Source organism: Aeromonas sp. SrichE-2G (genome assembly GCF_017939565.1).
In the GTDB taxonomy this organism is placed as follows: Bacteria; Pseudomonadota; Gammaproteobacteria; order Enterobacterales; family Aeromonadaceae; genus Aeromonas; species Aeromonas taiwanensis.
In genome coordinates this window covers 72,734-84,525 of record NZ_JAGKRG010000003.1, presented here as the reverse complement: position 1 = coordinate 84,525, position 11,792 = coordinate 72,734, and the positions used below count along the sequence as shown (strand labels likewise).

At 61.8% G+C, this 11,792-nt stretch carries 10 protein-coding genes; all 10 read left to right on the top strand.

What is annotated here, in order from left to right; genetic code table 11:
• The first annotated feature begins 104 nt into the window (after positions 1-104).
• Entirely contained in the window at positions 105-1,427 is a 1,323-nt protein-coding gene (gene rlmD / locus J9885_RS01415) for a 23S rRNA (uracil(1939)-C(5))-methyltransferase RlmD (RefSeq protein ID WP_210547855.1), read from the top strand.
• Positions 1,428-1,792: 365 nt separating this feature from the next.
• Positions 1,793-4,003, top strand: coding sequence for a GTP diphosphokinase (gene relA, locus J9885_RS01410; protein ID WP_210547854.1), 2,211 nt, complete (start codon positions 1,793-1,795; stop codon positions 4,001-4,003).
• Positions 4,004-4,190: 187 nt separating this feature from the next.
• Positions 4,191-4,988, top strand: a complete 798-nt coding sequence (gene mazG, locus J9885_RS01405) for a nucleoside triphosphate pyrophosphohydrolase (protein ID WP_210547853.1) — start codon at positions 4,191-4,193, stop codon at positions 4,986-4,988.
• Between the two features lie 218 nt (positions 4,989-5,206).
• Entirely contained in the window at positions 5,207-6,844 is a 1,638-nt protein-coding gene (gene pyrG, locus J9885_RS01400; RefSeq protein WP_039041042.1) for a glutamine hydrolyzing CTP synthase, read from the top strand.
• Positions 6,845-6,933: 89 nt separating this feature from the next.
• Positions 6,934-8,235 carry a phosphopyruvate hydratase gene (eno, locus tag J9885_RS01395; RefSeq protein ID WP_043764145.1) on the top strand — a complete coding sequence of 434 codons (1,302 nt, stop codon included), beginning with the start codon at positions 6,934-6,936 and terminating at the stop codon, positions 8,233-8,235.
• A gap of 177 nt (positions 8,236-8,412) precedes the next feature.
• Positions 8,413-8,730, top strand: a complete 318-nt coding sequence (ftsB, locus tag J9885_RS01390) for a cell division protein FtsB (protein ID WP_041211065.1) — start codon at positions 8,413-8,415, stop codon at positions 8,728-8,730.
• A complete protein-coding gene (gene ispD, locus J9885_RS01385) occupies positions 8,723-9,454 on the top strand; it encodes a 2-C-methyl-D-erythritol 4-phosphate cytidylyltransferase (RefSeq protein ID WP_210547852.1) in 732 nt (243 codons plus the stop codon). The genes ftsB and ispD overlap by 8 nt, the downstream gene beginning before the upstream one ends.
• Before the next feature lie 73 nt (positions 9,455-9,527).
• Entirely contained in the window at positions 9,528-10,004 is a 477-nt protein-coding gene (ispF, locus tag J9885_RS01380; protein ID WP_210547851.1) for a 2-C-methyl-D-erythritol 2,4-cyclodiphosphate synthase, read from the top strand.
• The gene (gene truD / locus J9885_RS01375; RefSeq protein ID WP_210547850.1) at positions 10,004-11,062 is read left to right on the top strand and encodes a tRNA pseudouridine(13) synthase TruD; all 1,059 of its coding nucleotides are present in this window, start codon (positions 10,004-10,006) and stop codon (positions 11,060-11,062) included. The genes ispF and truD overlap by 1 nt, the downstream gene beginning before the upstream one ends.
• Positions 11,043-11,789: a 5'/3'-nucleotidase SurE gene (gene surE, locus J9885_RS01370; protein ID WP_043764149.1), complete on the top strand. Its 747-nt coding sequence runs from the start codon at positions 11,043-11,045 to the stop codon at positions 11,787-11,789. The genes truD and surE overlap by 20 nt, the downstream gene beginning before the upstream one ends.
• Positions 11,790-11,792: the final 3 nt, after the last annotated feature.

Below are 11,792 nucleotides of genomic sequence, written 5' to 3'. Positions count from 1 at the left end.
CGCGGGCCCTCAGGCCGTATTTGGTCATACGATTATTCTTGTGGGACAATGGTCTGCCGCAGATTCCACAATCATGACATAGCCACCTATAGGCACCAAGTTTTATGGCCCAGTTTTTCAAGCCCGAAAAGAAATCCACCCAGCCCCAACGTATTGAATTTACGATAGACAGTCTGGATCACCACTGTGTCGGTGTCGGCCGTCATCAGGGCAAGGCGATCTTCGTCGAAGGGGCGCTTCCCGGCGAGGCCATCAAGGCCCGCATCATCGATGACAAGAAGCATTATGCCCATGGCGCCCTGCAACAGGTGATGACCCCGGCGGCCAATCGCATCGCCCCCTTCTGCGGCCACTATCGCGAGTGCGGCGGGTGCAGCGCCCAGCACCTGGGGGAGGCGGATCAGCAGGCGGCCAAGGAGGCCGGGCTGGTCAGCCTGTTCGAGCGCCTCGGCAATATTCAGGCACCGGCGCTGGAGCCCGTGCTGAGAGGGGAGTCCCGCGCCTACCGCCGGGTCTGCCGCCTTGCCATCAAGTTTGACAAGAACGGCCGCTGCACCCGGGTGGGCTTCCGCCGTCGCCAGTCCAACGATCTGGTGGAGATCGCCGGCTGCCCCGTGCTGGCCGAGCCGCTCTCGGCCCTCATCGCGCCGCTGCGCGAGTGTCTCAATCGCCTCAAGAGCCAGCGCGAGCTGGGGCATGCTGAACTCATTCAGGCAGAGCAGGGCATCATGATGCTGCTGCGCCACACCGGCCGCCCGAACGAGGCAGATCGCGCCCTGTTGAACGCATTCGCGCAAGAGCAGGAGATCGACCTCTACCTGCAGGCGGCGGACGATCGCATCGAGCCCCTGCATCAGCAATTTCAACCGAGCTACTCCCTCGATGGCCTGTCTCTTGCATTCGCCCCCGGTGACTTCATCCAGGTCAATGGCCCCATCAACCAGCGCATGGTCGATCAGGCGCTGGCGTGGCTGGGCGCTACCGGGGATGACAAGGTGCTGGATCTCTTCTGCGGCATCGGCAACTTCACCCTGCCGCTGGCTCGTCAGGCCCGCGAAGTGGTCGGGGTCGAAGGGGAGCTTGCCATGGTGGAGCGCGCCACGGAGAACGCCAGGCGCAACGGCATCGACAACGCCCGCTTCTACAAGGCGGACTTGAGCGGTGACATCGTCGGCATGTCCTGGGCCCGTGAGGGATTTGACCTGGTGCTGCTGGATCCGGCGAGGCCCGGCGCCCTCGAGGTGATGAGCCACGTGGTGGCACTTTCGCCCAAACGGGTGGTCTATGTTTCCTGTAACCCGGTCACCCTGGCCCGTGACAGCAAGGTGCTGGTGCAGGGGGGCTACCAGCTGACCCGGCTGGGGATGCTGGACATGTTCCCGCACACCGGCCATCTGGAATCCATGGCACTGTTTGAACGGAAGTAAACGGAAGCTTGTGAATGTTCCCAAATAGCGGCCATCTGGAGTTCATGGCGCTGTTTGAACGGCAGTAAGCGGAAGTCAATGAGCGGTCATCCGGCGTGCACAGTGTGATTTGAACGGGGTTGAACGGCCCGCCTTTCGGGAGGGCGGTTGCATCGGTTTTTCGATGGTGGCAGTGCTGTCTGAGCAGGAGTGATTAGGGTAATCTAGAGCGTCGAAAATGGATCGGATGTGGGGATAGCCCTGTTGTCTTGCGCGACAGCATGCCTTGAAAACTCTCTTCTGCATCCCCATTTGAGGCAGTCATCAGTTGATGAGGGGAAGGGGAAGCATCGGCTTTCGGCCCCACACTTTTAAGGATTGATACCATGGTTGCGGTGCGCGATATTCATTTGAAAGACAATTTCACTCTGGATGAGTGGGTCAGTTCCCTCTCCTTAAGTGAAAATGACAAGAATCAGCTGCGAACCGTCTACCAGTATTGTCTGACGCTCGGCGACGAGGCCCTCACCAACCGCCTGCTGGTGCGCGGTGTCGAGATGGTGGGCATTCTGCTGATGCTCAGCATGGATCTCGCCACCCTCAAGGCCGCCATTCTCTACCCCTTCGTCGAAGCGGGCCTCATCAGCCAGGAGAAGGTGAGCGAGGACTTCGGCGCCAAGATCGCCAAGCTGGTGGAAGGGGTGCTGGAGATGGAGGCCATCCGCTCCCTGCAGACCCTGCACCGCAGCGAGACCTCCCCGGAGCAGGTGGACAACGTGCGCCGCATGCTGCTCGCCATGGTGGAAGACGTGCGCGCCGTGGTGATCAAGCTGGCGGAGCGGATCGCCTGCCTGCGGGAGGCGAAGAAGGCAGATGAAGAGACCCGGGTGCTGATGGCCCAGGAGATCACCAACATCTATGCGCCGCTGGCCAACCGCCTCGGCATCGGCCAGCTCAAGTGGGAGCTGGAGGATCTCGCCTTCCGCTACCTGCACCCGGATACCTACAAGCAGATCGCCAAGCAACTGGACGAGAAACGCCTCGATCGGGAGCGCTACATCCGCGAGTTCGTGCAGTCCCTGCGGGATGCCCTGGCAGAGGCGGGGGTCGAGGCCGAGGTCTACGGCCGGCCGAAACACATCTACAGCATCTGGCGCAAGATGCAGAAGAAGCACCTCGAGTTCAACGAGCTGTTCGACGTGCGCGCGGTGCGGGTGATCACCAAGCGGCTGCAGGATTGCTACGCGGCGCTCGGCATAGTCCACACCCACTTCCACCACATTCCCCGCGAGTTCGACGACTATGTCGCCAACCCCAAGCCCAACGGCTACCAGTCCATCCACACCGTCGTGGTGGGGGAAGAGGGCAAGACGGTGGAGATCCAGATCCGTACCGAGCAGATGCATCAGGATGCGGAGCTCGGCGTCGCTGCCCACTGGCGCTACAAGGAAGGGGCCCAGGCGGCCACCAAGACCAACACCTTCGAAGACAAGATCGAGTGGCTGCGAAAACTCCTCGCGTGGCAGGAGGATCTCTCCGAGAGCGGCTCCCTGCTGGACGATCTGCGCAGCCAGGTGTTCGAGGACAGGGTCTATGTGTTCACCCCCAAGGGAGATGTCATCGACCTGCCGGCGGGCGCCACGCCGCTCGACTTCGCCTATCACGTGCACAGCATGATCGGCCACCGCTGCATCGGCACCAAGATAGACGGTCGCATCGTGCCCTTCACCTACACGCTGCAGACCGGCGACCAGGTGGAGGTGATCACCCAGAAGGAGCCGAACCCGAGCCGCGACTGGATGAACCCCAACGCCGGCTTCCTGCGCTCCAGCCGGGCGCGCGCCAAGGTGGCGACCTGGTTCCGCAAGCTGGATCGGGACAAGAACATCGCCGCCGGCAAGGAGCTGCTGGAGAAGGAGCTGGACAGGCACAACCTGACCCTCTCCAAGGTGGACAAGGTGGTGCTGGAGCGCTTCCACGCCGAGGAGCTGGAAGACTTGCTGGCCGGGATCGGCAGCGGCGACATCCGTATCAACCAGCTGCTCAACTACCTGGACACCCGTTACAACAAGCCGACTGCCGAGGAAGAGGATCGCCGGCTGCTGGAGAAGCTGGAGCAGAAGGCCAACGCGCCGTTCCGTCCCAAGCCCAAGGATCACATCGTGGTGGAAGGGGTCGGCAACCTGATGACCCACATCGCCCGCTGCTGCCAGCCCATTCCGGGGGATGCCATCCAGGGTTTCATCACCATGGGCCGTGGCGTCTCCATCCACCGGGAGGATTGCGAACAGCTCAAGGAGCTGTCGCGTCGCAACCCGGAGCGGCTGATTGACGCGGTCTGGGGGGAAAACTACTCCGGCGGTTACGGCCTCACCATCCGCATCCTCTCCAACGACAGATCCGGCCTGCTGCGCGACATCACGACCGTGCTCGCCAACGAGAAGATCAACGTGATGGGGGTGCGCTCGCGCTCCAACGTGCGCGAGCAGACCGCCGAGATCGACATGGAGCTGGAGATCTACAACATCAACGCCTTCAACCGGGCGTTGGCCAAGCTCAGCCAGCTCAACGACGTGATCAGCGCCAAGCGCCTCTGATCTTACCCGACACCGCCCCCGTGACCGACCGCCAGGTCGGTCACTGTTTTTCCCCGGTAGCATCAATAAAAGCGAACATCCCATGTCCCAACGTTACGACCTGCCTCAACTGCTCGACATGAGATTGATCGGCTGCGCGGCTTGATGTCGCTTTATCCCCATTTAACGAATCGAAAGTGAGTAGCCCATGTCTCAACGTTACGACCTCTCTCAATTGCTCGACATCATGGCTCGCCTGCGGGATCCGCAAGGGGGTTGCCCCTGGGATCTCAAGCAGAGCTTCCAGACCATAGTGCCCCACACCCTGGAGGAGGCCTACGAGGTGGCCGATGCCATCGAGACCAAGGACTGGCAGGGGCTGAAGGGGGAGCTCGGCGATCTGCTGTTTCAGGTGGTCTTCTATGCCCAGCTTGGCAAGGAGCAGGGGCTGTTCGACTTTGCCGACATCGTCGATGCGGTGAGCGAGAAGCTGATCCGCCGCCATCCCCATGTCTTCTCCGATGCCGACCTCGGCGACGAGCAGGCGGTCAAGGTGAACTGGGAGGCGGAGAAGGCCAAGGAGCGGGCGGCGCTCGACAAAGAGAGCGTGCTCGACGACATCCCCCTCTCGCTGCCGGCCCTGACCCGGGCCGCCAAGATCCAGAAGCGCTGCGCCACCGTCGGTTTCGACTGGAAGACCCTGGGCCCCGTGGTGGACAAGATCCACGAGGAGATCGAGGAGGTGATGGAAGAGGCGCTGATGGTCGACGTGGACGAGGAGCGGGTGAGCGACGAGCTCGGCGATCTGCTGTTTGCCACCGTCAACCTGGTGCGTCACCTGGGCAAGGATCCCGAGCAGGTGCTGCGGGGCGCCAATGCCAAGTTCGAGCGACGTTTTCGTCAGGTTGAGCAGTTTATCGCCGCGGAAGGGCTGAAAATGACCGACTGTACCCTGGAGAAGCTGGATGACGCCTGGGGCCGGGCCAAGGAAACCGAACAGAGTTGAGTGCTGAGAAGGACGGATTGCCCCCGAAGACACTGGATGTCATCCGGGACTGAGCCAAAGAAACCGAGCAAAGTTGATTTGGCGCAAGACGGGGGGGCGGCGAGCCTGATAGATTTTTGTTCATTGTTTGGGAGTGGGGGTTTTGGTATACTGTTTCCCCGTCCTGCTTCATCCCCGAAGCACCCCTTAAAATTCCCTAAACTTCTTTCAGGTTCAGCATGACGACCAAATATATTTTTGTGACTGGTGGCGTTGTTTCATCCCTCGGCAAAGGCATTGCCGCAGCTTCTCTGGCAGCCATTCTGGAAGCCCGTGGTCTGGATGTGACCATCATGAAACTGGACCCGTACATCAACGTGGATCCGGGCACTATGAGCCCGACCCAGCACGGTGAAGTGTTCGTAACCGAGGACGGGGCCGAGACCGATCTGGATTTGGGCCACTACGAGCGTTTCATCCGCACCAAGATGACCCGCCGCAACAACTTCACCACCGGCCGCATCTACGCCGACGTGCTGCGCAAGGAGCGTCGTGGTGACTACCTGGGCGCCACCATCCAGGTGATCCCGCACATCACCAACGCCATCAAGGAGCGGGTGATCGCCGGTGCCGAAGGCCACCAGGTTGCCATCGTCGAGGTGGGCGGTACCGTGGGCGACATCGAGTCCCTGCCGTTCCTCGAGGCCATTCGTCAGCTGGCGGCCATCGTGGGTCGCAACAACGCCATGTTCATGCACCTGACCCTGGTTCCTTACCTGGCCGCCGCCGGCGAGGTGAAGACCAAGCCGACCCAGCACTCCGTGAAGGAGCTGCTCTCCATCGGTATCCAGCCGGACGTGCTGATCTGCCGTTCCGACCGTGCCATTCCGGCCAACGAGCGTGCCAAGATCGCCCTGTTCTGCAACGTGCCCGAGCGCGCCGTCATCTCCATGAAGGACGTCGACTCCATCTACAAGATCCCGGCGCTGCTGAAGTCCCAGGGTCTGGACGGCTACATCACCGAGCGCTTCGGCATCGAGTGCAAGGAAGCGGATCTGGCCGAGTGGGAACAGGTCATCTATGAAGAGGCCAACCCGACTGCGGAAGTGACCATCGGCATGGTGGGCAAGTATGTCTCCCTGCCGGACGCCTACAAGTCCGTCAACGAGGCGCTCAAGCACGGTGGCCTGAAGACCCGTCTCTCCGTCAACATCAAGTACATCGACTCCCAGGACATCGAGACCCGTGGTGCCGAGCTGCTGGAAGGTCTGGATGCCATCCTGGTACCGGGCGGCTTCGGCGAGCGCGGTGTGGAAGGCAAGATCCTGGCCGCTAAGTATGCCCGCGAGAACAAGATCCCGTACCTGGGCATCTGCCTCGGCATGCAGGTCGCGCTGATCGAATACGCCCGCAACGTGGCGGGTATGGAAGGGGCTCACTCCTCCGAGTTCAAGAAAGACAGCCCGTACCCCGTGGTCGGTCTCATCACCGAGTGGGTGGATGACGAAGGCAACGTCGAGACCCGGACCGAGAAGTCCGATCTGGGCGGCACCATGCGCCTGGGTTCCCAGCTCTGCCACCTGGTGGAAGACTCCAAGGTGCGCCAGATGTACGGCAGCCCGACCATTTACGAGCGTCATCGCCACCGTTATGAAGTGAACAACAAGCTGCTGCCGCAGATCGAGGCAGCAGGCCTGAAAGTGACCGGTCTCTCCGCCGACAAGAAATTGGTGGAAATCATCGAGATCCCGGATCACCCCTGGTTCGTGGCCGCGCAGTTCCACCCGGAGTTCACCTCGACTCCTCGTGATGGCCACGCCCTGTTCGCCGGTTTTGTGAAGGCGGCGGGCGAGTATCAGAAGCGTAATTTGAAGTAATTGAAAATAAATGCGGTTGGGGCTCTGTGCCACAGCCGCTTTTTTTGGCATATTTTTGTTGTTTTTTTACGAAACCTGAGGAAATACACATGTCCAAGATCGTTAAAGTGATCGGTCGTGAAATCATCGACTCCCGTGGTAACCCGACCGTTGAGGCCGAAGTTCACCTGGAGGGTGGTTTTGTTGGTATGGCAGCCGCTCCGTCTGGCGCGTCCACCGGTTCCCGCGAAGCGCTGGAACTGCGTGACGGCGACAAGAGCCGTTTCCTGGGTAAAGGCGTGCTGAAAGCCATCGAAGCCGTCAACGGCCCGATCGCCCAGGCTCTGCTGGGTAAAGATGCCAAGGACCAGGCCACTGTCGACCAGATCATGATCGACCTCGACGGTACCGAGAACAAATCCAAGTTCGGCGCCAACGCCATCCTGGCTGTTTCCCTGGCCAACGCCAAGGCTGCTGCTGCTGCCAAGGGCATGCCGCTGTACGCCCACATCGCCGAGCTGAACGGCACCCCGGGTGTCTACTCCATGCCGCTGCCCATGATGAACATCATCAACGGTGGTGAGCACGCCGACAACAACGTCGACATCCAGGAGTTCATGATCCAGCCGGTTGGCGCCAAGACCCTGAAAGAAGCCGTCCGCATGGGCGCAGAAGTGTTCCACAACCTGGCCAAAGTGCTGAAGTCCAAGGGCTACAACACTGCCGTCGGTGACGAAGGTGGTTTCGCTCCGAACCTGAAATCCAACGCCGAAGCGCTGGAAGTGATCGCTGAAGCCGTTGCCGCTGCCGGTTACAAGCTGGGCACCGACGTGACCCTGGCCATGGACTGCGCTGCTTCCGAGTTCTACGACGCAGAGAAGAAAGAGTACAACCTGAAGGGCGAAGGCCGTGTCTTCACCTCCAACGGTTTCTCCGACTTCCTGGCTGACCTGACCGAGAAGTTCCCGATCGTCTCCATCGAAGATGGCCTGGACGAATCCGACTGGGAAGGCTTCGCCTACCAGACTGCCGAACTGGGCAAGAAAATCCAGATCGTGGGTGACGACCTGTTCGTAACCAACACCAAGATCCTGAAGCGCGGTATCGACAACGGCATCGCCAACTCCATCCTGATCAAGTTCAACCAGATCGGTTCCCTGACCGAAACCCTGGCTGCCATCAAGATGGCCAAGGACGCTGGCTACACTGCCGTCATCTCCCACCGCTCCGGTGAGACCGAAGACGCGACCATCGCCGACCTGGCCGTTGGTACTGCTGCTGGCCAGATCAAGACCGGTTCCATGAGCCGTTCTGACCGTGTTGCCAAGTACAACCAGCTGATCCGTATCGAAGAAGCCCTGGGTGCCAAGGCTCCGTTCCGCGGTCTGAAAGAAGTGAAGAACCAGGCTTAATTTTCGCCTGCTTCCGAGCCTCCCAAAGCCCCGCCATCTGGCGGGGCTTTTTCGTATCCGCCTTCTCCATGAACGAGCCCCGTGTTTTTTATTCCGACCAACCCATCCGGCACACAGGCTTTCTTTTGTCTTGCCTGCGAATATGGGAAACTAGGCCGCTTGAAGGAGACTCAGTGCATGCGGCTACTCACTCTTATCCTGCTCCTCCTGTTGGGAGGGCTGCAATATGACTTCTGGCTGGGGAAGAACGGCCTCTCCGACTATCGGGATCTCTCCAATGCCATTGAGCGGCAGCAGCAGGACAACCTGGTGCTCAAGGACCGCAACAACCTGATCTACCGGGAGATCGACGATTTGACCTCGGGCCTGGAGGCCATCGAGGAGCTGTCGCGCAATGACCTCGGCTACATCAAGCAGGGCGAGACCTTCTACCGGATCATCCCCAAGGAAAAAGACCAGGCGACCGAGCCTGACGGCGTTCCCTACGATGACTGATCACCAGAGCGGACTGACCGCGATAGTCCCGGCCGCCGGTATCGGCAGCCGCATGGGCGCCAGCTGCCCGAAACAGTATCTGTCGCTGGCAGGGAAGTGCATCCTGGAGCATACCCTGGAGCGCCTGCTCTCCCATCCGGCCATCGCCCGGGTGATCGTGGCGCTGGCTCCCCACGATGCCTGGTTCGAGACGCTGGCCGTGGCCGCCGACCCGCGCGTGCTGCGGGTGGAAGGGGGTAGCGAGCGCGCCCATTCGGTGCTCAACGGGCTGCATGTGGCACAAGGGGAGTGGGTGCTGGTGCACGATGCCGCCCGTCCCTGTCTGACCCACGGCGATCTCGACAGGCTTATCGCCACCGCCATGGCGTGCGACGGCGCCATCCTCGGCAGCCGGGTGCGCGACACCATGAAGCGTTCCGACGGGGCGGGCAACATCCTCGCCACCGTGGATCGCGAGCAACTCTGGCATGCCCTGACGCCACAGATGTTCCCCCGCCTTGCGCTCAGGCGTGCGCTGGAGGAGGGGTTGGCCCTGGGGGCGGACATCACCGACGAGGCGTCGGCCATGGAGCGCGCCGGTTTCACCGTCAGGATGGTGGAAGGGCGTGCCGACAACATCAAGGTGACCCGGCCGGAAGATCTCTCCCTGGCCGGGCTCTTTTTACAGCAACAGTGTGCGCGCCAGCCGGCGCGACCCGATTCACCCGCAGAGGAGCAGGCATGATCCGCAGTGGCCATGGTCTTGAGGCATACACATTGGACGGGAAAGGTTTCCACATGATGGGGGGGCACCGGGCATGATGCGAATCGGTCATGGTTTTGACGTACACAAGTTTGGCGGGGTCGGCCCCTGCATGCTGGGCGGGGTGGCAGTGCCCTATGAACAGGGCCTGCTGGCACACTCCGATGGCGACGTGGTACTGCACGCAGTGAGCGATGCCCTGCTGGGGGCCATCGGGGCCGGCGACATCGGCCGCCACTTCCCGGATACGGCCGCCGAATTCAAGGGGATCGACAGCCGCATCCTGCTGCGGGATGTCTTTGCCCGGGTGCAGAAGGCGGGTTATGCCATCGGCAACCTGGATGTGACCATCATCGCCCAGGCCCCCAAGATGGCGCCCCATATCGCGGCCATGTGCGCCGTGCTGGCCGCGGATCTGCAATGTGATTTGAACCGGGTGAATGTCAAGGCGACCACCACGGAACAACTCGGGTTTACGGGGCGCAAGGAAGGGATCGCCACCGAAGCCGTCGTCTTACTGGTGAAACAATAATGCTGGAACAACTTGCCTACCTGCACGGCGCGCCCAGCGCCCGTGGCATCCTCAAGGCCGAGGCCGCCGACTTCGTGGTCAATGAAGATCTCGGGTTTGAACCCTGTGGTGAGGGGGAGCATATCTTCGTCCGGGTGCGCAAAACCGGCGAGAACACCGCCTGGGTGGCGGGCCTGCTGGCGGATGCGGCCGGAGTCGCGCGCAACGCGGTGACCTGGGCGGGTCTCAAGGATCGCCACGCGGTGACCGAGCAGTGGTTCGGCATCCACCTGCCTGGCAAGGCAGAGCCGGATCTGTCGGTCATCCAGAGCGACAGCATCCAGATCCTCGAAAGCAAGCGTCACAACAAGAAGCTGCGGGTGGGCTACCTCAAGGGCAACCACTTCACCCTGCGCCTCACCGGACTGGAGCAAGCCGACGGGCTGGAATCCCGCCTGCAGGCCATCGCCGCCCAGGGGGTGCCGAACTATTACGGTGAACAGCGTTTCGGGCGCGAGGGCAACAACCTGGAAGCGGCCAAGGCGATGTTTGCCGGCAAGCGGATCAAGGATCGCAACAAGCGCTCCCTCTACCTCTCCGCCGCCCGCAGCATGCTGTTCAATGCCATCGTCAGCGCCCGCATCGAGCAGGGGCTGGCACACCAGCTACTGGCCGGTGACTGCGTGATGCTCAAGGGCAGCCACTCCATCTTCAGCGAAGAGGTGCTGACCCCCGAGCTGGAGGCGCGCCTTGCCTCCGGCGACGTACAGCTGACCGCCCCCCAGTGGGGTCGGGGCCGTCTGGCCAGCCAGGGGGCCGCCGCCGAGTTCGAGCAGGGGGTGCTGGCACCCTATGCCGACTGGTGTGACGGGCTGGAGAAGGCCGGGCTGGATCAGGACAGGCGCCCGCTGTTGCTCAAACCCGAGCAGATGAGCTGGCAGCTGGAAGGGGAGGTGCTGACCCTGTCGTTCTTCCTGCCGGCCGGAGCCTTTGCCACCAGCGTGGTACGCGAGTTAATGCAGGCCGAAGAGGCCGATCACGGTTTCAGGAACCCAACCGATGCGAATTCTGGTCAGTAATGACGATGGAGTACATGCCGAGGGCATTCGCGCCCTCAGCGAGGCCTTGACGGCCTGTGGCGAGGTCATCGTGGTGGCGCCGGATCGCAACCGCAGTGGCGCCAGCCACTCTTTGACGCTGGAAGTGCCGCTGCGGGTCACCCGCATCGCCGAAACCGGATACCATGCGGTGAAGGGGACTCCAACCGACTGCGTACACCTGGCGGTCAACGAGCTGGTGCGCCCCGAGCCCGACATGGTGGTGGCCGGCATCAACCACGGTGCCAACCTGGGGGATGATGTCATCTACTCCGGTACCGTGGCGGCCGCGACAGAGGGGCGCCACCTGGGCTTTCCGTCACTGGCCATCTCGCTGGTAGGGCGGACCCATTTCGCCACGGCAGCCCACTACGCGGCCCTGCTGGTGAAGGGCATGATGGTGCATCCGCTGCCCGCCGATCAGATCCTCAACGTCAACGTGCCCGACCTGCCCCTCGATCAGATCAAGGGGATCAGGGTGACGCGCCTTGGCAATCGCCACCGTGCCGAGTCGGTGATCTGCACCGAGGATCCCCGTGGCCAGCCCATCTACTGGATCGGCCCCCCGGGCAGTCAGCAGGATGCAGGCGAGGGTACGGATTTCGCTGCCATCGAGCAGGGCTATGTCTCCATCACCCCGCTGACCATCGACATGACTGCCTACAGCAGTCTGGCGAGCCTGGGTGCCTGGCTGGATCTGCAGGGATGACGT